Source organism: Kocuria oceani (assembly GCF_029524215.1).
GTDB lineage: Bacteria > Actinomycetota > Actinomycetes > Actinomycetales > Micrococcaceae > Kocuria > Kocuria oceani.
This window is the reverse complement of sequence record NZ_JARAMH010000005.1, coordinates 163,060-183,376: the sequence shown is the minus strand read 5'-3', so window position 1 is coordinate 183,376 and position 20,317 is coordinate 163,060. Positions and strand designations below refer to the sequence as shown.

Genomic DNA, 20,317 nt, shown 5'->3' with positions numbered 1-20,317 from the left:
CCGACCGGTGGAGGGAACGGCCGCGGTCGTCGGCGCGGGGCCCAACGGGCTGGCCGCGGCCGTGGTCCTGGCCCGGGCCGGGCTCGACGTCACGGTGCACGAGGCGGCCGGCACACCCGGCGGGGCGGCGCGCTCCGCCGCGGTGCTCGGCCCGGGCACGGTGGTGGACCTCGGCTCCGCGGTGCACCCCTTCGGGGTGGCCAGCCCGCTGTTCTCGCGGCTGGGCCTGCACCGCCACGGGCTGGAGTGGCTGCACCCGCCGGTGGTCGCGGCCCATCCCCTCGACGACGGCCCGCCCGGGCTGCTGCACCGCTCCCTCGAGCGCACCGCCGCGGAGCTGGGTCCGGACGGCCGGGCCTGGTCGGCGCTGCACCGGGGCGTGGTCGGGCGCTGGGAGCAGACGGTGGAGTCCGCCCTGGGCCCGCTCGTGCGGGTGCCCGAGCACCCGGCGGCCCTGGCGTCCTTCGGATTCCGGGCGCCGTGGCCGGCCGCGGCCACGGCGCGGGCGCTGTTCCGCACCGAGCAGGCCCGGGGCCTGTTCGCGGGATCCGCGGCGCACGCCGTGCTGCCCCCGCGCCACGTGCTGACCTCGGCGTTCGGCACGCTGTTCGGCGCCGCCGCCCACGCCACGGGCTGGCCCGTGGCCCGGGGCGGGTCCCAGGCGATCGCCGACGCGCTCGTGGCCGACCTCCGGGAGCACGGGGGCCGCGTGCTGCTGGACCGCCCGGTGACCGACCTCGCCCAGGTGCGCCCGGCCGAGCTGGTCCTGCTGGACCTCACGCCCCGGCAGGTGCTGGGCCTGGGCGGGCTCGGGCTGCCGCCTCGGTACCGCCGGGCGCTGTCCCGCTGGCGCTACGGGACGGCCTGCTACAAGGTCGACCTCCTGCTGGACGGCCCCGTGCCCTGGCGCGACCCGCGGGTGGCCCGGGCCGGGACCGTGCACGTGGGCGGGACGCTCGCGCAGATCGGGGCCGCGGAGTCCCAGGCCCGCGCGGGACGGCTCCCCGAGCGGCCGTTCGTCCTGGTGGCCCAGCAGGGGGCCGCGGACCCGTCCCGGGCACCGGCCGGGCAGCAGGTGCTGTGGGCCTACGCCCACGTCCCGCACGGCTGCGACGACCCCCGGGCCGGGGAGCGGGTGCTCGAGCAGCTGGAGCGCTTCGCCCCCGGCGTGCGCGACCGGGTCCTGGCCCGGGTCGACACCCCGCCGTCCGGGCTGCAGGCGTGGAACGCCAACCTGGTGGGCGGCGACATCGGCGGGGGCGCCCTGGACGGGCTGCAGCAGGTCTTCCGGCCCGTCGTCCGGGCCGACCCCTACGCCACCGGCGTGCCCGGGGTCTTCCTGTGCTCCTCCTCGACCCCGCCCGGCGGCGGGGTGCACGGGATGGCCGGCTACCACGCGGCCCGCCGCGCCCTGACCGGCCTGGCCCGCGAACGGCGCCGCGCCGGCGGGGGGCCCGGCTGAGCGCACCGGCCCGCGGGACCTGGCGGGACGGGCGGGCGCGTCGGGTGGAGGACGCGGGCGGCGAGGCCGGGCGGAGGAGCCCGGGCGGGCCGGCGCGGGGCCTCAGCCGCAGGCGCACACCCCGGCGTAGGTGGTGCCCGCCAGCTCGCGGATGCGCGTCACGTAGCCCCGGGTCTCCGCGAACGGGGGGATCCCCCCGTGCCGCAGCACCGCGGTGGGCCCGGCGTTGTAGGCCGCCAGCACCAGGTCGATCTCCTCCTCGGCCGTGGCCGGCTCGAGGCCGCCGACCATCCGCCGGAGGTCCTTCAGGTACCGGCTCTGGGCGCGGATGGCGTCGCGCGGGTCGAAGGGGTCCCCCCGCCCGTACCGCGCCCACGTCCTCGGCATGAACTGGGCGAGGCCCTGGGCCCCGGCCGGGCTCACGGCCCGGGGGTCCCAGCGGCTCTCGACGTCGAGCTGGGCGGCGACGATCTGCGGCGGCAGCCCCGAGAACTCGGCGGCGGCCAGGACGTCCTCGCCCCACGGCTCGGGCACGGGAGCGGTGCGGCTCGGCCCGCCGGTCCCGGCGGTGCCCGGGCCGCGGTCGGAGGTGTTGGCGTGGATCAGTCCTCCCGTGCCGATCAGCAGCAGCACCACCGAGGCCAGCAGGAACCACGAGGAGCTGCGCGCGGGGCGCTCCTCGGGCTGCTCGGCGTCCGGGCGTGCCGGCTGCAGGACGGTGGTGGACATCCGTCCCAGGGTAGGAGCGACGGTGGGGGCAGGTCTGCGGCCTCTTGGGGGGACAGCCGGCCGCGACCGCCTACGATGAGGGCGTGACCGCCGAGATCATCGCCACCCTCATCACTGCCGTCCTGCTCGTCGTCGGGTGCCTCGGCGTCATCGTCCCGGTCCTGCCGGGCTCGATCCTCATCGTCGTGGGGCTGCTGGTCTGGGCGCTCACGGTGCAGGCGGTGGAGGGGTGGACGGTGCTGGTCGTCGGCTCCGTGCTGGCGGTCATCGGGATGGCCGCGAGCGCGGTGCTCACCGGCGCCCGGCTCAAGCAGCGGCAGATCCCCAACCGCTCCCTGCTGTACGCGGCGGCGGGCGCCGTGGTGGGGCTGTTCGTGATCCCGGTCGTGGGGATCTTCGTGGGCTTCTTCGTCGGCCTGTTGCTGAGCGAGACCGCCCGTCAGCGCGACCTGCGCACCGCCCTGGACTCCAGCTGGGCGGCCCTCAAGGCCGCGGGCCTGGGCATCGTGGTCGAGTTCGGCTGCGCGCTCGCCGCCTCCAGCGTGTTCGTCCTGGGCGCCCTGGTCCTCTTCCTCACCGCCTGAGCGGCCGCCGCGCGGCGAGGGAGCGGGCCCCGCGGGGAGGACCCGAGGACGGAGGAGGGCCCGGGCACCCCGGTGCCCGGGCCCTCCTCCACCCGGTTGCGGGTCAGCGCCAGGGCAGGGGCACGACCTCGACGTCCTGCCCGGCGGCCACCCCGCCCGGGGGCACCACGATGATGACGTCCGCGTGCGCGAGCCCGCGCAGCATGTTCGCGCCGACCCGGTCCCGCGGGGCGACCGTCCCGTCCTGCAGGTAGCCGGGCACCAGGGCGGTCACCTTCTGGCCCGGCAGCTCCTCGGCCGCGGGCAGCGTGCGCGTGGTCGGGGCCGGGTCGCCGTGCAGCCGGGCCAGCAGCGGCTGGGCCACCGTGAACATGCTCGTCATGGCCGCCAGCGGGTTCCCGGGCAGCCCGACGACGAAGGGCCCGTCCTCGGGCAGGCGGGCGAGGAACGTGGGGTGGCCCGGACGCTGGGCGAGGCCGTCGAGGAGGAAGACCGCCCCGAGCTCCTCCAGCGCGGAGCGCACGTGGTCGGCGTCGGAGTGGCCGGTCCCGCCGGTGGTGATGACCACCTCGGTGCGGGCGTCGAGCACCGAGGCCATGCCGGAGGGCGCCTCGGTGAGGGCGGAGAGCATGGCCTTGGCGGTGTCCTCCACGCGCCGCAGCTGGTCCACGGACCCGCCCAGCATCTCCACGAAGGTGGGCAGCTGCGGGCCGAAGGCGTCACGGACCTGGCCGGGCTCGGGGATCCCGTCCTCGACCACCTCGCTGCCGGTCAGCAGGATGGTCACGCGCGGGCGGCGGCGGACGGGGAGCATGTCGTGGCCGCTGATCGCGGCGAAGGCGATGTGCGCCGGGTTGAGCAGGCACTGCCCGTGCAGGATGACGTCCCCGGCGGCCACCTCCTCGCCGGTGCGGCGGATGTTCTGCCCGTAGGGGATGTCCTCGGCCGAGGGGGCGTGGGCGGCGATGGTCAGCACCGTGCCCTCCTCGGACAGGTGCGCGAACTCGTCCCGCAGCACCGCCCGGGCACCGGCGGGGACGAGCCCGCCGGTGACGATGCGCGTGGCCTGCCCCGGCTCCAGGTTGAGCACCGGGCGGTAGAGGTCCTTCGGGGGGATCGTGAGCATCTTGCGGGGATCGGTCTCCACGGGCTCCGGGAAGACCACGGTCCACGGCTGCGGGCCGGCCACCGCGTAGCCGTCCATGGCGGAGGAGGCGTAGTGCGGCACGGGGATCGGTGCGGTGACGTCCTCGGCGAGGACCCCGCCGAGGGCCTCCTGCAGGGGCAGCCAGTGGCTGGGGAGGGCGGTGGCCACGTCGTAGGAGAACTGCCGGGCCCGGTGCCACTCGGCGTCCTGGAGGGTCTCGACCTCCACGGGCGCGGGCGCGGGGGCGTCGTCGTCCTCGATCACGGGCAGCGCGTGCGTGTAGGGGCTGTTGGTGTCGTGGGGCAGGGGCAGTCCGGACATCAGTTCTCCTCGGGGGTTCGGCGGGCGGCGGGGACGAGGTCGCCGACGGTGCGGAGGGCGCGGCGCAGCGCGTCGTGCTCCTCCTCGCCCGCGGCGACCGCCCGGGCCACGTGGTAGCCCAGCAGGTAGGCGGTGGGCGGGACGGCCGGTCGCACGGTGCGATGGGCCACCCGCCCGGTGAGGCCCAGCACGGCGTCCAGCGGCAGCTCGGTGTCGGGGACGTCCAGGGCGGCGCGCACCGCCGCGAGCCACTGCTCGAGCGTCTCGTGCTCCGCCGGGCTCAGGTCCTTGGGCATGCCGTGCTCCTCCCGGGCGGGGGACCGCCCGTTCGTGGTCAGGTCAGGTGGTGCCTCCGCACATCGTCCCACGTATCCACGTCCGCGGTGGCGTCCTCGGCCACGGTGACGTCGTGCAGGCGGAGGTGGCGCAGGAAGGAGAACACCGAGCGGTCCGCAGGGTCCTGGCCCGCGTAGGCCGCGCGCAGCGCCTCCGAGCGGTACAGGGCCGCGAGGGGCTGGCGGCGGCCGTCGGGCGGGACGCCGACGTGCCCGTCCGTCCCGGGCACGCTCCTCGCGGCCTCCAGCAGCAGCGGGACGGCACGGGCCACCCCGGGCATGTCGCAGGCGAGGACCAGGGTCCACGGCGCCTCGGGCAGCGCCTGGAGGGCGCGCAGGCCCGCCGCGATGCCCGCGGCCGGTCCGGAGAACGGCGGGTCCTCCCGGGCGCGCAGCACGCCCGCGGGGACGGCGAGCTCCGGGGGCCCGACGACGACGATCCCGGCCGCTCCCCGGACCGCGTCGAGCGTGAGCTCCACGAGGGTGCGCCTGCCCTGCCGCAGGCCCGCCTTCGGCCGCCCGCCCAGCCGGGAGGAGCGCCCGCCGGCCAGGACGACGGCGTGGAAGACCGGGGCCGGGTCCGTGGCGCCCACCCGTTCACCCCCCGGAGAAGGGCGGCAGGACGTCGAGCACCGCTCCGGCCGGGACCGGGGCGTCCGGATCGGGGCAGGCCACGCCGTCGAGCAGGAAGCTCGACCGGGCCAGCACCTCGGCCAGCGGCGGCTGCCCCGGCGGCGGCTGCGGGTGGGCCCGGACCAGCAGGGCCTCCACGTCCCGGCGGGTGCAGGGCCGGTCGGCCGGGACCGCCAGGGTCTCGGCCTCGGTGCCGGCGGCGGCCCGGGCGGCGGCGAAGTAGCGGATCAGCACGCCCCTCAGCCCCCGATCGCGCTCATCGTGCGGGCGGGCTGGACGTAGTCGGCCGAGTCCAGGCCGGTGTGCTCCATCCCGTGCGCGGCGGGTTTGACCCACATCGCCGCCCGCCAGCGCTCGGCCAGCTCCGCGTCGGTCGCCCCGGCGCGCAGCAGCGGGAGCAGGTCGACCTCCTCGTGGGAGAACAGGCAGGAGCGGATCCTGCCCTCGGCGGTGATCCGGGTGCGCTTGCAGTCGGCGCAGAAGGGCTCCGTGACCGAGGCGATCACTCCCACGGTGCCCAGCGGCTCGTCGTCGCCACCGGAGCCCACAGCGGGAGCCAGCGCGGGTTCCTGGGCGGGATCCTGCGCAGGAGCCGCGGCGGAGGGCGCGCGGTGCACGTCCCAGAGCGCGGCCGGGGCGCCGTCACGCTTCCCCGGGTGCGGGACGAGCCGGAACCGGGTGGCCAGCCGGTCGCGGATCTGCGCGGCGGTGACCATGTCCGCACGGGTCCAGCCGTGGTCGGCGTCCAGGGGCATCTGCTCGATGAAGCGCAGCGCGAAGCCGTGCTCGAGCGCCCAGGCCAGCAGCTCGGGCGCCTCGTGGTCGTTGATCCCGCGCATGAGCACGGCGTTGATCTTCACCGGGGTCAGCCCGGCCGCCGCGGCGGCCTCGGCCCCGGCCAGCACGTCGGCGAGCCGGTCGCGGCGGGCGAGCCGGCGGAAGGTCTCGGCGTCCAGGCTGTCCAGGGAGATGTTGATCCGGGTCAGCCCGGCCCGCGCCAGGGCGGGCGCACGGTCGGCGAGGCCGATGCCGTTGGTGGTCAGCGAGATCGGCAGGTCCCGGTGCGCCGCGCGCACCCCGGCCACGATGTCCTCGAGGTCGCGGCGGACCAGGGGCTCCCCGCCGGTCAGGCGCAGCTCGGTCACGCCGAGCTGCCGCACCCCGACGCCGACGATCCGTAGGATCTCGCCGGGGGTCATCAGCTGGGCGGCGGGCAGCCAGGGCAGGCCGTCGGCGGGCATGCAGTAGGTGCAGCGCAGATTGCACTTGTCGATCACCGACAGCCGCAGATCGGTGGCGCGGCGGCCGTGGCGGTCCAGGAGCCCCGTTCCGGCCGGGGCGCCGCTCGGCGCCGGTCCCGCACTGCGGATCTGCGGAAGTCCCAGGGAAACGCTCATGTCACCGCCTCGGTGGTCGCGTCCGGCCCGCACGGTGCTCGGCGTGCCGGGATGGTCCGCCCAGTGTAATCAGTCCCCAGCATGCCGAGAATGTCCGGTGCGCCGGCCGGGTCCTCCACCGGCGGTCCGCGCCGTGTCCGCGCCGCGCCCGTCCTGCGCCTGCACCGCGCCCTGGCCGGGGTCAGGCCGGCTCCGGCGGGGCCTGCTCGTCCAGCCGCGCGAGGGCCTCCGTCCAGCGGGCCTCCCGTTCGGCCGGGCTCTGCTCCCACCAGGGAGTGCCCCGTTCGCCCAGGCCGCGCTTCGCCAGCCCGACCCGGTCCCGCACGGCCCGCAGCCGGTCCTCCGAGCCCTCCCGGCGCGCGGTGCGCACCGCCGCGCGGGCACGCCCCAGGTGGGATCTGAGCCGGGCCGCGACGTCGTCCGGCAGCGCGGGATCCTGCCGCCGCCAGCGCCGCCCGTCCACCACGATCCACCGCCCGTCCGGCGTGTGCTCCACCTCCCGCTGTGCCATGCCACCGATCCTGCCAGGTCCGCCCGCCGCGTGCGCTCCGCGGCGGGCCCCTACGCTGGGGGCATGAGCAGGCACGCGCAGCACCCGGTCCGCAGCGTCGACGAGCACCGCCGTGCGGTCACCGAGGCCCTGCGCGGGATCCGCCCGCGCGGGGAGACCGTCCCCCTGCGGGAGGCCCTGGGCCGGGTCCTCGCCGAGGACCTCGTGGCGCCCCTGAGCCTGCAGCCCTTCGAGAACTCGCAGATGGACGGATTCGCGGTGCGCGCCGCCGACACCCGGCGGGCGCCGGGGGAGCAGGACGCGCGGCTCGTCGTCGTCGCCCCCGTCCCGGCGGGCCACGTCCCGGGGCCCCTGGCGGCCGGGGAGGCGGCCCCCGTCATGACCGGTGCGCCGCTGCCGCCCGGGGCGGACGCCGTGGTCCCGGTCGAGGAGACGCTGCCGGGCGGCTTCCCGGCTCCCGGGACCGTGCTGCGCGTCCCGGCCGACCAGCCGGCGGGCCGGTTCGTGCGCCGGGCGGGCGAGGACCTGCTCGAGGGCGCGACGGCGCTGTCGGCGGGGCAGCGGCTCACACCCGCCCGGATAGGCCTTGCCGCGGCCCTCGGGTGCGCCGCGCTGCGCGTGCGGGCCCGGCCCCGGGCCGTGGTCTACACGACCGGGGACGAGGTCGTGGCCCCGGGGGCCGAGCGCGGTCCCGCCCAGATCTTCGACGCGAACGCGGCGATCCTGGCCGCCCAGCTCACGGAGGCCGGCGTGGAGGTGCTCGCCGCCCACCTGGTTCCCGACGACGCCGGGGCCTTCGCCGCGCGGCTGGCCGCCGACGCCGCCCGGGGACCCGACCTCTTCGTCTCCTCCGGCGGCGTCAGCGAGGGCGCCTACGAGGTCGTCCGCCAGGTGCTCGGGCCCCACGGCGAGTTCGTGCACGTGGCGATGCAGCCGGGCGGGCCCCAGGGGCTCGCCCACCGGGACGGCGTGCCCTTCGTGTGCCTGCCCGGCAACCCCGTGAGCACGCTGGTGTCCTTCGAGATGTTCCTGCGGCCGGCGCTGACGGAGACCGTGGGCGCCCCCGTCCCCCGCCCGCTCCGCACCGCGCGGCTCGCGGAGGCCGTCCGCCCGCTGCCCGGCAGGACCCAGGTCCGCCGGGGCGTCTGGGACGGCGCCGTGGTGCGGATGGCGGGCGGTCCCGGCTCCCACCTGCTGGCCGCCGCGGCCCGGGCCAACGCCCTCGTCCTGCTGCCGCCGGGGGACGCGGAGCTGCCGGCGGGTGCTCCCGTGGAGCTGCTCGCGCTCGACTGACGGTGGCCGGGACCGTCCGCCCCGCTGACTAGACTGGCCTGCGCCCCTCGCCCGGCCGCCCGGCCCGGGACCGGGGAACCCCGTGTCGACCGATCCCGTGACGACCGCTACAGAACAGGCCCTCATGAAGTCCCTGCCCGCGCCCCTGCTGCTCGCCGCCACCGCCGTGATCCAGGCGCTCGGCCGCTACGAGTACCACCAGAACGCGATCACCGTGGTGGGCCAGATGCTGTTCCCCATCTTCTTCGCCGTGCTGGCGATCTTCCTCGCCCGGCGCGGGACGGAGGGCGCCTTCGGCACCGTGCACCTCGTCCTCCTCGTGGCCGGCGCGCTCCTGTTCGTGCTCAGCCTGGTGGGCCGCAACGGCACCGTCCCGCAGCTCTACCCCTCGGTGTGGGTCTACTACACCGCGTTCGCGCTCGTGGCGGTCGAGGCGGCGCTGCGGATCGCCGGCACTCCCGGCCGGGGGCGCGGCACCCCCAGGGACGAGGGGCCCGCCCGGCGCTGAGGGGCTAGCCGGTCCCGCCGGCACGCGCCACGACGAGCGCCGCCAGCTGCTCCGGGCGGGTCTCGGGCAGCCAGTGCCCGGCGTCCAGCTCCACGAACCGGTACGGGCCGCGCACGTGCTCGGCCGTCAGCTCCGCGGCCCGGCGGCCCAGGGCGGGATCCCGGTTGCCCCACGCGTAGGTGGTCGGGACGTCGACCGGCCCCGTGCGCAGCCGCGACAGCGGCACGGCACGGTACCAGTCCAGGGCCGCGGTCAGCGCGCCCGGCTGCCGCATCCGGGCGGCGTAGCGGGCTGCCTCGGCGGCGGGCAGGCCGGAGCGGCGCAGCAGGTCCTCGAGCCGCGGGCCCAGCGCCGTCTCCGGGAGCCGGGGCAGCTGGAAGGCGGCCACGTAGGCGGAGCGCAGCCCCTGCCCCGATCGGACCAGGGACCGGGACAGCGCCCGCGGATGCGGCACCGAGGCCACGGTGAGGGACGCCGTCCGCTCCGGACGGTGCGCCGCGAGGGCCCACGCCACGATCCCGCCCCAGTCGTGGCCGAGCACGTGCGCGCGCTCCACCCCTGCGGCGTCGAGCACCGCCACGGCGTCCTCGACGAGCAGCTCCAGCCGGTAGGCCCCGCGGCCGCGGGGCCGCGCCCCGGGGGAGTAGCCGCGCTGGTCGGGGGCCAGGGTGCGCAGGCCCGCGGCGTGCAGCGTGGGCGCGAGGCGGTCCCAGCTCGTGCGGTCCTGGGGGAAGCCGTGCAGCAGCAGCACCGGGGGGCCGTCGGCGGGCCCCTCGTCGCGGACGTCGAGCAGCAGGCCGGCCGACGGGCACCGGGCGAGCCGCTCCGGCCCGCCGGGGCGGACGGTCCCGTCGCCGACCCGCTCACTCATCCGGGGCCCGCCGCGCCTCCGACACCGGGGTGCGCCACTCTCCCGGGTCCGCGACCGGGAACCGGCGGCCGGTCACGAGACCCGGCACGACGCGCACGAAGCTGCCCTTCCGGCCCGACTGCCACGGGAACAGCGGCAGGTCCAGGGTGTCCGTCAGCTCCTGGATCTGCTGGATGCGCTCGGCCCGGCCCTTGAGCACCACGCTCCACCCCTGGGCGGAGGACGCGTCGTACCCGTCGATCTCCACCGCCACCGGGACGCCGGTCAGGGCGGCCGCGAGCTTCGTCCCCTCGGCCGAGCGGAAGACGAGCGTCCCGTGGTCCACCACGAAGTTGATCGGGAAGATGTCCGGGTGGTCCTCCACCCACACGGCGAGGCGGCCGACACCGGCGTCCCGCAGCAGCTCCCAGCAGGTGTGCACCGGCAGGTCCTCGACGTGGCTGGCGTGCTCGTCCGTCATCGTGTGCTCCTTCGCAGGTCGGCGGCATCGGCGGCGCGGGAGGGCGTGCGGCCAAGCTAGCACCGCGCCCGACCCGGAACCAGGCCCGGCCCCGGAACGGACGCGGGCCGGAGCAGTGGGCCAGAATAGGAGGACGCACCGACCGGAGACCCGAAGGGACCGCACCGAGATGACCGATCAGCAGCAGGGCCTCACGCACGTCCGGGCGGACGGCTCCGCGCACATGGTGGACGTCTCGCACAAGGACGTCACCACCCGCGAGGCCACCGCGACCGCCACGCTGCGCACCCGGCCCGACGTCGTCGAGCAGGTCTTCGCCGCGGACCTCCCCAAGGGCGATGCCCTGCCGGTGGCCCGGGTCGCGGGGATCATGGCGGCCAAGCGGACCCCCGAGCTCGTCCCGCTGTGCCACCCCCTGCCGATCAGCAAGGTGGTGGTGGACTTCGAGCGCCTGGCGGACGGGGTGCGGATCACGGCCACCGTGCGCACCCGCGGGGTGACCGGCGTGGAGATGGAGGCGCTGACCGCGGCGTCGGTGGCCGCGCTGACGCTCTACGACATGATCAAGGCCGTGGACAAGCTCGCCGAGATCGACCGGGTCAGGGTGCTCGCCAAGTCCGGCGGGAAGTCGGGGGACTGGGCACGGGACGGCGGGGACCGCGCATGAGGAGCGCCGCCGTCATCGTCGCCTCCACCCGCGCGGCCGCCGGGGTCTACCGGGACCGGAGCGGGCGGATCGCCGCGGACTGGTTCGGCTCCCACGGCTTCACCGTGGAGGGCCCCTTCGTGGTGGCCGACGGCGAGGACGTCCGCGCCCAGCTCGAGCGCCTGCTCGTGGCACGGGCCCCGGAGGACCGGCCCAGCGTCGTGGTGACCAGCGGCGGCACCGGCCTGGCCCCCGACGACCTGACCCCGGAGGTCACCCGCCCTTTCCTCGACCGGGAGCTGCCGGGGATCATGGAGGCGCTGTGGGCGGAGGGCCGGAGGACCACGCCCCTGGCGGTGCTCAGCCGCGGGCACGCCGGCGTCAGCGGGCACACCTTCGTCGTCAACCTCCCCGGCTCCACGGGCGGGGTGTGGGACGGGCTGAAGGTGCTCGAGCCCCTGCTCGACCACGTCTGCGACCAGCTCGAGGGCCACCGCGACCGCGGGCACACCGACCCCGGGCACACCGCCCCCGGGTCCCGGCACCACGCCTCCGCCCCGCAGACCCCCGAGCAGCGGGCCCGGCCGCCGCAGACCCCCGGACCGCAGCACCCCGAACCGCACGAGGAGAACGACCGATGAGCACTCCCGGACCCATCCAGGCCGACACCGCCGTCGTCGCGGCGTTCGTGACGGACGAGCCGCTGGACCACGGACAGGCGGTCTCGGCCGTGCAGGACGAGCGCACCGGCGCCGTGGTCTCCTTCAGCGGCGTGATCCGGGACCACGACGGCGGCCGTTCCGTCACGAGCCTGGACTACACCTGTCACCCCGGCGCCGACCGGGCGGTCAAGGACGTGGCCCGGGCGGTCGCCGAGGAGTTCCCGGGCACCCGGATCTGGGCGGCCCACCGGATCGGCCACCTGGAGGTCGGGGACTCCGCCCTGGAGGCCGCCGTCGGTGCCGCCCACCGCAAGCTCGCGTTCGCCGCCTGTGACGCGCTCGTCGACCGGATCAAGGCCGAGGTGCCCATCTGGAAGGAGCAGTCCTTCGCCGACGGCTCCACCGAGTGGGTCGGACTGGACGCCTGAGCGCCGTGGACCTGACCCCGCTCGTCGACCCCGCCCCCGAGCTCACCGACGCCGAGCTCCGCCGCTACGCCCGGCACCTCACCGTCCCCGAGATCGGGGAGGAGGGCCAGCGGCGGCTGAAGAACGCCCGGGTGCTGTGCGTGGGCGCGGGCGGACTGGGCTCCCCGGCGCTGCTCTACCTCGCCGCCGCGGGGGTGGGGACCCTCGGGATCGTCGACGACGACGTGGTGGACTCCTCCAACCTCCAGCGCCAGGTGATCCACGGGGAGGCCGTCCTGGGCGCGCCCAAGACGGTCTCGGCCGCGGCGCGGATCGCCGACCTCAACCCGCTGGTGCACGTGGTCGAGCACCGCGAGCGGCTCACGGCGGCGAACGCGCGGCGGGTCCTGGCCGGCTACCACCTCGTGCTGGACGGCTCGGACAACTTCGGGACCCGCTACCTCGTCTCGGACGCGTGCGAGCTCGGCGGGATCCCGCACGTGTGGGGCTCGATCCTGCGCTTCGACGGCCAGTACTCGGTCTTCTGGGGCGCGCACGGGCCCACCTACCGGGACCTCTACCCGGTGCCGCCGGCGCCGGGCACCGTGCCCAGCTGCGCCGAGGCCGGGGTGCTCGGCGTCCTGCCGGGCCTGCTGGGGACCGCCATGGCGGTCGAGGCCGTCAAGCTGGTGACCGGGATCGGCACCACCATGCTGGGCCGGGTGGCCACCTACGACGCCCTGTCCGCGCGCTGGTGGGAGATCCCGCTGGCGCCCACGCCGGGACGCCCGCCCGTGCGCTCCCTGCAGGACGACGCCGGGACTCCCCCCTGCGTGGCGCCCGCCCCGGCGCGGCCGGCGGGGGAGGAGCCGGCCGCGCCGCTGCCCACGGTCACGGCGCCGCAGCTGGCACAGCTGCTCGCCGCCCGGGAGCGCGGCGAGGCGCAGTTCGAGCTCCTCGACGTGCGCGAGCCCTACGAAGCCCGTCTCGCGGCCATCCCGGGTGCGCGGCTGGTCCCCCTGGCCCGGTTCGAGTCCGGCGAGGCGCTGGCGGGGATCGACCCGGGACGCCGGGTGCTGCTGCACTGCAAGGCCGGGGCGCGCTCCGAGCGGGCGCTGCGGCTGCTGCGGGCGGCCGGGCACGCGGACGCCGCCCACCTGGAGGGCGGGGTGCTGGCCTGGATCGAGCAGGTGGATCCCGCCCAGCGGCCCTACTGACCGTCCGGGGCGCCCCGCCGGCCCGGGTACGCGGGGAGCGGAATGCGCTGGCGGGTCCGCCCCTGCACATGCCTACGGTGGGGCCGTACCGTCCCGACGAAAGGAACATCCCGCATGTCCGAGAACAGCATCTCCGCCAGCCGCCTCATCGACGCCCCCGCCGACGCCATCTTCGACGTCCTCAGCCTCCCGTCCCGGCACCAGCAGATCGACGGCTCCGGCACGGTCGTCTCCGGCGACGACCAGCGCATCCAGCAGGTCGGCCAGGTGTTCGTGATGAACATGAACGGTGAGCACATGGGCGGCGACTACGTCATGGAGAACACCGTCTCGGGCTTCGACGAGAACAAGCTCCTGGCCTGGCGGCCGAAGCCGCAGGGCGCCGAGCTCGAGGGCTGGGAGTGGATCTGGGAGCTCGAGCCGCAGGGCCCCGGCGCGACCCTGGTCACCGAGACCTACTCCTGGGAGCACGCGACCCCGGAGGCCAAGAAGGCCGTGTCCTTCCCGCTCTTCGAGGAGGGCGCCCTGGAGGGCTCCCTCGAGCGGCTCGCGGCGGCCGTCTCGGAGGAGTGACCGGCTGATCCACGCCGCCCGGTCGCTCCGCGGCCGGGCGGCGTGCGTCCGGCGCCGCTCAGGCGTGCCCGGAGCCCTCCAGGGGGTACTTCTGCTGCACCGCCGTCCAGTTCCCGGAGCTGGCCAGCGGGTCCATCCACACGATCTCCCAGAGGTGGCCGTCCGGGTCCTGGAAGCTGCGCGAGCGCAGGAAGTCCTGGTCCTGGGGGCGGCCCTCCGGGGCGCCGGCGGCCACCGCGCGGTCGACGAACACGTCGACCTCCTCCGGGGTCGCGACGGACAGGGACGTGATGACCGAGGCGCAGCGCCTGGTGTCCGTGATGTCCTTGTCCGCGCGGCCGCGGAACGTCAGGTGGTCGAGGAGCACGACCCACAGGCCCTCGCCGGCCACGACGGTCACGGCGTGCTGGTCGGAGAATCCGGGGTCGGGAGTCCATCCGAGTGCGGTGTAGAAGCTCCGGGACGCCGCGAGGTCGACCACCGGCAGGTGGATCAGGACGGACGGCGCCACGGCTGCTCACCCGCCCCGCCGGCCCGGACCGGCGCCTGATCCACCCACAGGACCTCCCAGTGGTGCCCGTCCGGGGCCTGGAAGCCGCGCGAGCGCAGGAAGCCGTAGTCCATGATCTCGCCCTCCGTCGCACCGGCGCGGACGGCCCGCTCGACGACGGCGTCGACGTCCGCGGGAGACTCCACGTCGATCGCGGTGACGACGGAGGAGTCGGCCGCGGTGCCGGGTGACTCCGGGCCCACCGGGTGCCGATGACGGTCCTCGCTGAGGACCATGACGTGCGCCGCGCCCCGCACCAGCATCGTGGCGCCCGCCGGGACGTTCCGGCTCGGGGGGCCCAGCTCCCAGCCGAGACGGGCGTAGAAGCGCCTCGCCCGGTCCAGGTCTGCGACGGGCAGGGCGACGTAGTCTGCCGTGATCATGATGTCTCCTCCAGAGTGCGGCTGAGCCCGGCTCCAGGATGGTCCCGGGGTGTGTGCCCCTGCAACCGTGTGACGGGGGATCGGCGTGCATGTCGCAATGGCAACGGCACGGCATCGGCACGTCGTCGCGACGTCGTCGGGACGTCTTCGGGCGGGGCTCCGGAATGGGCGCAGGACCGCCGCCGTTGGAACGGTCATGCTGGTCATCGGAGTCACGTCGTTCGGAGGGCCGGAGGCCCTCGCCGCCCACGAGGTGCCGGATCCGCACCCGGGCCCCGGCGAGGTGCGGATCCGGGTGCGGGCCGCGGCCGTCAGCCCCACGGACACCGTGCTGCGCGCCGGCGGACAGCCGCTGGGCGAGCAGCGCCCGCCGTACGTGCCGGGCATGGACGCGGCCGGGACCGTCGACGAGGTCGGCGAGGGCAGCGCCTGGCGGGTGGGGGACGCCGTGATGGCGATCGCCCTGCCCCGCGGCGAGCACGGGGGCGCCTACGCGGAGCTGCTGGTCGCCCCGGACGACTCGATCGCCCGGATCCCGGCGAACACGGACTTCGCCACGGCCTCGACCCTGCCGATGAACGGGCTGACGGCCCTGCAGATCCTCGAGGAGCTCGACCTCCAGCCGGAGCAGACCCTCGCCGTCACCGGGGCCGCCGGCACCCTGGGCAACTACGTGGTGGAGCTGGCCAAGCACCAGGGGCTCATCGTCGTGGCGGACGCCGCCGACCGGGACCTGGAGCTCGTGGAGAGCCTGGGCGCCGACCACGTGGTCGCCCGCGGCGACGACGTGGCGGAGCGGATCCGGGAGTTCTTCCCGGAGGGGGTGGACGCGCTGGTGGACGCCGCTGTGCTGAACGAGAAGGCCGCTCCGGCGGTGCGCGACGGCGGCCGTTTCGCGACCGTCCGGCACTGGGACGGGAACCCGGGCCGGGACATCACCGTGCACCGGATCAGCGTGCCGCGCGAGTACCGTTCCGGCCACAAGCTCGAAATCCTGCGCCGCTGGGTGGAGGAGGGAGTGCTGACCCTGCGCGTGGCCGGCGTCCTGCCCGCCGCGGAGGCCGCCGAGGCCCACCGCCGGCTCGAGAGCGGCGGTGTCCGGGGGCGGCTGGTCCTGAGCTTCTGACCACGGGACGGCACCGCCCGGGACCAGGCCTCCGGTGCCTCAAGGTCCGGTGCCTCAGAGACCGGAGCGGTACTGGTGGTCGATCCCGGCCTGGTCGACCCTGCGGTGGAAGCGCATCCCGGCGAGTCCGCCGAGGATCGCGGCGACCAGCGGGATGACCACGGCGACGACCAGGGCGACGATGCCCCCCGTGGTCAGGGCGCCCTCGCCGATCGGGATCCGCGGGAAGCCGTTGAGGTCCCGCAGGACGTTGAACTGGCCGCCCGCCACGGCGCCCACGACCGCCAGCACGATCGCGATGACGACGGCCCAGACCCACACGGCCACGCCCTGCTTGGCGCCGTCGAACCGCGCCATCCGGCCGGCCACGTAGCCGCCGGCGAAGTAGGCGACGAACAGGATCACGGCCAGGACGATGCCGCTGACGATCCCCACGGTGCCGGCGTTCTGCCCGACCTGGTCCGCGATCTCGGCCGGATCGGTGCTGGTCGCCACGCCGACGCCCGCCCCGATCGCGGTCAGCAGGGCGGTGAGCAGCACGGCGATGCCGGTCGCGGTCATCCAGCCGAAGAACGCGCAGCCGAACTTCACACCCCCGTACTGCTGCTTCTCCGCGGCGACCACGTCCTGGCGGCGCCCCCGGGGCGTCGTGGCGCCCGCACCGTTCGGGACGCCTCTCCCGGCACCCTCGGGAACGGACGCTCCTGCCGGCTCCTGGTGCACCATGGCGCTCTCCTCACGTCCTATCATCAGCTTGCTTAACAGTTTCCTCCGAACGTCCGGGACCCGCAACCGTCCGTCACGGACTCGACGGGGCCCGGTGCCGCCGCCCGGAACCGGTAGTAGGCTGATGGTTCCGGCAGCACCTCGGGAACAGCCCGCCGGCGGCGGGCGGAGAGGCACGACCATGGACTTCACCCCTCGCACCGCCATCGTGACCGGCTCGGACTCCGGGATCGGCCGCGCGACGGCCGTCGCCCTGGCGGCGGCCGGGATGGACGTCGGCATCACCTGGCACCAGGACGAGGCCGGTGCGCAGAGCACGGCGGAGGAGGTCCGCTCCTACGACCGCCGCGCCGTGGTCGCCCGACTGGACACCACGGAGCTCGACGGCTGCGGCGGTGTGGTGGACGACCTGGTGGAGCAGCTCGGCGGGCTCGACGTGTTCGTGAACAACTCCGGCACGGGGGCGAACGTCCCGTTCCTGGAGACCTCGCTGGGCACCTGGCGCAAGGTCGTGGCCACCGACCTGGACGGGGCGTTCGTCTGCCTCCAGGCGGCCGCCCGGCACATGGTCGCCGCAGGGCGCGGCGGACGGCTGATCGCCGTGACCAGCGTGCACGAGCACCTGCCGCGGGTCGGCTCCAGCGCCTACGACGCCGCCAAGCACGGGCTGGGCGGGCTCGTGAAGACCATCGCCCTGGAGCTGGGGGAGCACGCGATCACGGCGAACGCGGTGGCCCCGGGGGGAGATCGCGACCCCCATGACGGGCCAGGAGGACGACAACCCCCGGCGCACCCACCGTCCCGGCGTTCCGCTGGGCCGACCCGGGGACGCCCGGGAGATCGCCTCGGTCATCGCCTTCCTCGCCTCCCCGGCCTCCGCCTACGTCACCGGCGCGTCCTGGGTGGTCGACGGCGGCATGGTGCAGATGGGGCCGCAGGCCGGCTCCCACCTGACGAACGACGACTGGCGCCGAGGCTAGGCCGGCCGGGCCGGGACGCTCGAACCGCCCGGCGGCGCCGGCGGAGCCGCCACCCTCGCGGCCCCGCGCACGGGCCGACGGACCCCCGCGCCGGACGGCGCGGGCCCCTCCTGTGGCGGGCTTAGAGTAGGGACCGCCCCGCCCGCCGCACGAGGAGTCCCGCCATGCGTGCCAGCACGACCGCGACCGGTCCCGACCACCACGGGATCGTGGCCGCGCTGGCCCGCGAGTGCTCCCGCTCCCGGGCCGGCCTCCCGACCCCCGAGCCGAGGCCCCGGTGACCGTTCCCTCCGGCTCCGCCGCCGTGGCCTCCCGCCCCCGGCGCTCCGCGCCGCTCACCGGGCTGGTCTGGCTGCTGCTGGCGGGGGCCCTGGTGCGGTCCGTCTGGCTGGTCTTCGACGGCAGCATCGACCTGGACGTCTACCGGTTCGGCGGCATGGCCGTGGTGGACCGCCACGGGTTCGACGACGAGCTCTACGGGCCGGGCCTGAGCCCGGACGGCGACGGGGGCCTGCCCTTCACCTATCCGCCGTTCGCCGCTCTGCTGTTCGTGCCGCTGGCCTACCTGCCCGAGTGGCTCACCGAGCTCGCCCTGGCGCTGTTCACGATCGGCTTCGCGGCCGGGCTCTCGTGGATGCTCCTGCGCTACGCGGCGGACCGCGGCCGGCCGCTGCTGACCCGCCTGGATCCGGTCACGGCGGTGGCGGCTGGCACCGCCGTGCTGCTGTGGTCCGGGCCGTGGATGCGCAACGTCGGCCTGGGACAGATCAACGCCCTGATCCTCGCCCTCGTGCTCTACGACCTCCTGCGCACCCGCGACGACAGCCCGCTCGGCCGGGTGCCGCGCGGGTTCTGGATCGGGCTGGCCGCCGGGATCAAGCTGACTCCGCTGGCCTTCGGGCTGGTGTTCCTGATGCGCGGGCAGCTGCGGCCGATCCTCACGATGGGCCTCACCTTCGCCGCGACCGTGCTCGCCGGGTTCCTCGTGCTGCCGCGGGACGCGGTCGTGTTCTGGACCCAGGCCGTGGTCAGCGACGAGCGGGTGGGCAACCCGGCCTACGTGGACAACACCTCGCTGCAGGGCGTGCTGCTCCACCTCGGCGTTCCCGGCGGCCTCGAGCCCCTGCTGCGCTGGGGGCTGCTCCTCGTGCTGCTGGTCGGCGCCGCCCTGCTGATCCGGGTCCTCGCCGCGCGCGGGATGGTCCTCTCCGTGGTGGCCGTGAACGCCCTCGTCATGCTCTACCTGTCACCGGTCACCTGGTCCCACCACCACCTGTGGTGGGGACTCGTGCTGACCGCGCTGTGGGTGGAGGCCTGGCCCGCGTTCCTCCGGGACGGCCCGCGCCGGCTGGTCCCGGCGCTGGGCGGAGTCGCCCTGGTGGGCCTGTACGTTGGCCCGATCCGCTGGGACGCCTGGCTGCGCCCGCTCGGCGCCTCCGGTCCGGTGATCGACGTGGTGGCCACCCTGCCCTACCTCGCGCTGCTGCTGCTCCTGGCCCTCTGGGTGGTCACCGGGCTCCGGGCCGGGATCCCGGCGGCCGGCGCCGGTCGTGGCTGAGCACGTCCCGCCGGGAACCTGGACCGGCTACGACCGCGGCAGCCGGGGCTATCGCCGGGTCCTGCTCGCCCTGCTGTGCGCCGGCGTCGCCACGTTCGCCCAGCTCTACTCCGTGCAGGGCGTCCTGCCGCTCATGGCGGCCGACCTGCGGATCGACGCCGCCCGCGCGTCCCTGGGCGTCTCGGCCGCGACCTTCGGACTGGCCGTGGGCGTCCTGCCCTGGTCCGTGGTGTCCGACCGCTGGGGTCGGCTGCGGACCATGGTGATGGCGGTCGTGGCCGCCACGGCCTTCGGGCTCGTGATGCCCTTCGCCCCGACCTTCGAGTCCGTGGTGGCGCTGCGCTTCGTGGAGGGCGTGGCCCTCGGCGGCATCCCCGCCGTGGCCATGGCCTACCTCGCCGAGGAGCTCGACCGCCGGCACGCGGCCGTCGCCGCCGGCACCTACGTGGCGGGCACGAGCCTGGGCGGGCTGGCCGGGCGCATCATCGCCGCCCCCGTGGGCGACGCGTTCGGCTGGCGGACCGGCACGGTCACCGTCAGCGTGCTGGCCGCGCTCGCCGCCGTGGTGTTCGTCCTGATCGCCCCGCGCCAGCGCGGCTTCGTCCGCCAGACCGTCCGGCTGACCGGGCCGTCCGGGCTGCTGCGCCGGCTGGGCGCCAACCTCGCGGACCGGGGCCTGCTGGTGCTGTACCTGCAGGGCTTCCTGCTCATGGGCGGGTTCGTGGCCATCTACAACTACCTGGGCTTCCACCTGGGCGAGGAGCCGTTCGGCGTCTCCCAGACCGTGGTGAGCCTCCTGTTCCTGGCCTACCTCTCCGGCACCTGGTCCTCGGGGACGGCCGGGCGGCTCGCAGCCTCCCACGGCCGGAGGTCGGTGCTCGTGAGCAGCGGAGTGGTCATGCTGGCCGGGCTGCTGGCCACCCTCGTCCCCTCGATCCCCGTGATCGTGGCGGGGCTGCTGCTGTTCACCGCGGGCTTCTTCGCGGCCCACGCGGTGGCCTCGGGCTGGGTGCCGGTGCGCTCGCGCACGGGCAAGGCCCAGGCGTCGTCCCTCTACACGCTCTTCTACTACGGGGGCTCGTCCGTGCTCGGCACGGCCGGCGGCGTCTTCTACACCGCCGGCGGCTGGTCCGGGGCGGTCGCGTTCGTGGCGGCGCTCGTCGTCGTCGCCGTCCTGCTCGTGCTGGTGGCGCTCCGGGACCCGGAGCGGGCCTGACCCGGCACCGGGCCGGGGGAGC

Annotated in this window: 24 protein-coding genes and 1 pseudogene; 13 read left to right on the top strand and 12 right to left on the bottom strand. The window is 76.0% G+C overall.

What is annotated here, in order from left to right:
* Nucleotides 1-7: 7 nt before the first annotated feature.
* On the top strand, nt 8-1,462 hold the full coding sequence (locus PU704_RS07790) for a phytoene desaturase family protein (RefSeq protein ID WP_277550903.1): 1,455 nt from the start codon (nt 8-10) through the stop codon (nt 1,460-1,462).
* A 102-nt stretch (nt 1,463-1,564) separates the two neighbouring features.
* On the opposite strand, the gene PU704_RS07785 is transcribed toward PU704_RS07790, so the two are convergent.
* Nucleotides 1,565-2,191, bottom strand: coding sequence for a lytic transglycosylase domain-containing protein (locus tag PU704_RS07785; RefSeq protein ID WP_277550901.1), 627 nt, complete (start codon nt 2,189-2,191; stop codon nt 1,565-1,567).
* A gap of 83 nt (nt 2,192-2,274) precedes the next feature.
* On the opposite strand from PU704_RS07785, the gene PU704_RS07780 reads away from it, so the two are divergent.
* Nucleotides 2,275-2,775: a DUF456 domain-containing protein gene (locus PU704_RS07780; protein WP_047802395.1), complete on the top strand. Its 501-nt coding sequence runs from the start codon at nt 2,275-2,277 to the stop codon at nt 2,773-2,775.
* Nucleotides 2,776-2,878: 103 nt separating this feature from the next.
* Here the strand turns inward: PU704_RS07780 and PU704_RS07775 are convergent, their stop codons facing one another.
* From PU704_RS07775 to PU704_RS07750, 6 genes are all read right to left on the bottom strand, one after another.
* Entirely contained in the window at nt 2,879-4,243 is a 1,365-nt protein-coding gene (locus PU704_RS07775) for a molybdopterin molybdotransferase MoeA (protein WP_277550899.1), read from the bottom strand.
* A complete protein-coding gene (locus PU704_RS07770) occupies nt 4,243-4,539 on the bottom strand; it encodes a DUF6457 domain-containing protein (protein ID WP_053004760.1) in 297 nt (98 codons plus the stop codon). Before PU704_RS07770 ends, PU704_RS07775 begins: the two co-directional genes overlap by 1 nt.
* A 38-nt stretch (nt 4,540-4,577) precedes the next feature.
* A complete protein-coding gene (gene mobA / locus PU704_RS07765) occupies nt 4,578-5,171 on the bottom strand; it encodes a molybdenum cofactor guanylyltransferase (RefSeq protein ID WP_277550897.1) in 594 nt (197 codons plus the stop codon).
* Nucleotides 5,172-5,175: 4 nt separating this feature from the next.
* Nucleotides 5,176-5,445, bottom strand: a complete 270-nt coding sequence (locus PU704_RS07760) for a MoaD/ThiS family protein (protein ID WP_277550896.1) — start codon at nt 5,443-5,445, stop codon at nt 5,176-5,178.
* 5 nt (nt 5,446-5,450) lie between these two features.
* Complete coding sequence (locus tag PU704_RS07755) at nt 5,451-6,608, bottom strand: GTP 3',8-cyclase MoaA (RefSeq protein ID WP_277550894.1); 1,158 nt, start codon at nt 6,606-6,608, stop codon at nt 5,451-5,453.
* A gap of 181 nt (nt 6,609-6,789) precedes the next feature.
* On the bottom strand, nt 6,790-7,119 hold the full coding sequence (locus tag PU704_RS07750) for a biopolymer transporter Tol (protein WP_075871194.1): 330 nt from the start codon (nt 7,117-7,119) through the stop codon (nt 6,790-6,792).
* Between the two features lie 63 nt (nt 7,120-7,182).
* Here PU704_RS07750 and PU704_RS07745 point away from each other — a divergent pair, with 63 nt between their 5' ends.
* Together PU704_RS07745 and PU704_RS07740 are read left to right on the top strand one after the other, a co-directional pair.
* On the top strand, nt 7,183-8,412 hold the full coding sequence (locus tag PU704_RS07745) for a molybdopterin molybdotransferase MoeA (RefSeq protein ID WP_277550893.1): 1,230 nt from the start codon (nt 7,183-7,185) through the stop codon (nt 8,410-8,412).
* 97 nt (nt 8,413-8,509) lie between these two features.
* Complete coding sequence (locus PU704_RS07740) at nt 8,510-8,920, top strand: hypothetical protein (protein WP_255396105.1); 411 nt, start codon at nt 8,510-8,512, stop codon at nt 8,918-8,920.
* Nucleotides 8,921-8,924: 4 nt separating this feature from the next.
* On the opposite strand, the gene PU704_RS07735 is transcribed toward PU704_RS07740, so the two are convergent.
* Together PU704_RS07735 and PU704_RS07730 are read right to left on the bottom strand one after the other, a co-directional pair.
* On the bottom strand, nt 8,925-9,791 hold the full coding sequence (locus PU704_RS07735) for an alpha/beta fold hydrolase (RefSeq protein WP_277550891.1): 867 nt from the start codon (nt 9,789-9,791) through the stop codon (nt 8,925-8,927).
* Complete coding sequence (locus tag PU704_RS07730) at nt 9,784-10,251, bottom strand: pyridoxamine 5'-phosphate oxidase family protein (RefSeq protein ID WP_047802401.1); 468 nt, start codon at nt 10,249-10,251, stop codon at nt 9,784-9,786. Before PU704_RS07730 ends, PU704_RS07735 begins: the two co-directional genes overlap by 8 nt.
* A gap of 169 nt (nt 10,252-10,420) precedes the next feature.
* On the opposite strand from PU704_RS07730, the gene moaC reads away from it, so the two are divergent.
* From moaC to PU704_RS07705, 5 genes are all read left to right on the top strand, one after another.
* Entirely contained in the window at nt 10,421-10,918 is a 498-nt protein-coding gene (gene moaC, locus PU704_RS07725) for a cyclic pyranopterin monophosphate synthase MoaC (protein WP_075871195.1), read from the top strand.
* Nucleotides 10,915-11,538, top strand: a complete 624-nt coding sequence (locus PU704_RS07720) for a MogA/MoaB family molybdenum cofactor biosynthesis protein (RefSeq protein ID WP_338130220.1) — start codon at nt 10,915-10,917, stop codon at nt 11,536-11,538. The genes moaC and PU704_RS07720 overlap by 4 nt, the downstream gene beginning before the upstream one ends.
* Complete coding sequence (locus PU704_RS07715; RefSeq protein WP_075871196.1) at nt 11,535-11,987, top strand: molybdenum cofactor biosynthesis protein MoaE; 453 nt, start codon at nt 11,535-11,537, stop codon at nt 11,985-11,987. The genes PU704_RS07720 and PU704_RS07715 overlap by 4 nt, the downstream gene beginning before the upstream one ends.
* A 5-nt stretch (nt 11,988-11,992) precedes the next feature.
* The gene (gene moeB, locus PU704_RS07710; protein ID WP_277550889.1) at nt 11,993-13,183 is read left to right on the top strand and encodes a molybdopterin-synthase adenylyltransferase MoeB; all 1,191 of its coding nucleotides are present in this window, start codon (nt 11,993-11,995) and stop codon (nt 13,181-13,183) included.
* 114 nt (nt 13,184-13,297) lie between these two features.
* Entirely contained in the window at nt 13,298-13,756 is a 459-nt protein-coding gene (locus PU704_RS07705; protein ID WP_047802405.1) for an SRPBCC family protein, read from the top strand.
* 58 nt (nt 13,757-13,814) lie between these two features.
* Here the strand turns inward: PU704_RS07705 and PU704_RS07700 are convergent, their stop codons facing one another.
* Both PU704_RS07700 and PU704_RS07695 read right to left on the bottom strand, forming a co-directional pair.
* Entirely contained in the window at nt 13,815-14,267 is a 453-nt protein-coding gene (locus tag PU704_RS07700) for a VOC family protein (RefSeq protein ID WP_047802406.1), read from the bottom strand.
* Nucleotides 14,249-14,689, bottom strand: coding sequence for a VOC family protein (locus PU704_RS07695; RefSeq protein WP_277550888.1), 441 nt, complete (start codon nt 14,687-14,689; stop codon nt 14,249-14,251). Before PU704_RS07695 ends, PU704_RS07700 begins: the two co-directional genes overlap by 19 nt.
* Before the next feature lie 196 nt (nt 14,690-14,885).
* Here PU704_RS07695 and PU704_RS07690 point away from each other — a divergent pair, with 196 nt between their 5' ends.
* A complete protein-coding gene (locus tag PU704_RS07690; protein WP_277550887.1) occupies nt 14,886-15,815 on the top strand; it encodes an NADP-dependent oxidoreductase in 930 nt (309 codons plus the stop codon).
* 54 nt (nt 15,816-15,869) lie between these two features.
* Here the strand turns inward: PU704_RS07690 and PU704_RS07685 are convergent, their stop codons facing one another.
* On the bottom strand, nt 15,870-16,541 hold the full coding sequence (locus PU704_RS07685; protein ID WP_047802409.1) for a hypothetical protein: 672 nt from the start codon (nt 16,539-16,541) through the stop codon (nt 15,870-15,872).
* 181 nt (nt 16,542-16,722) lie between these two features.
* On the opposite strand from PU704_RS07685, the pseudogene PU704_RS07680 reads away from it, so the two are divergent.
* From PU704_RS07680 to PU704_RS07670, 3 genes and pseudogenes are all read left to right on the top strand, one after another.
* Nucleotides 16,723-17,521: pseudogene (locus PU704_RS07680) on the top strand (SDR family oxidoreductase).
* Between the two features lie 277 nt (nt 17,522-17,798).
* The gene (locus PU704_RS07675; RefSeq protein WP_277550885.1) at nt 17,799-19,079 is read left to right on the top strand and encodes a glycosyltransferase 87 family protein; all 1,281 of its coding nucleotides are present in this window, start codon (nt 17,799-17,801) and stop codon (nt 19,077-19,079) included.
* A complete protein-coding gene (locus tag PU704_RS07670; RefSeq protein WP_277550884.1) occupies nt 19,072-20,295 on the top strand; it encodes an MFS transporter in 1,224 nt (407 codons plus the stop codon). The genes PU704_RS07675 and PU704_RS07670 overlap by 8 nt, the downstream gene beginning before the upstream one ends.
* Nucleotides 20,296-20,317: the final 22 nt, after the last annotated feature.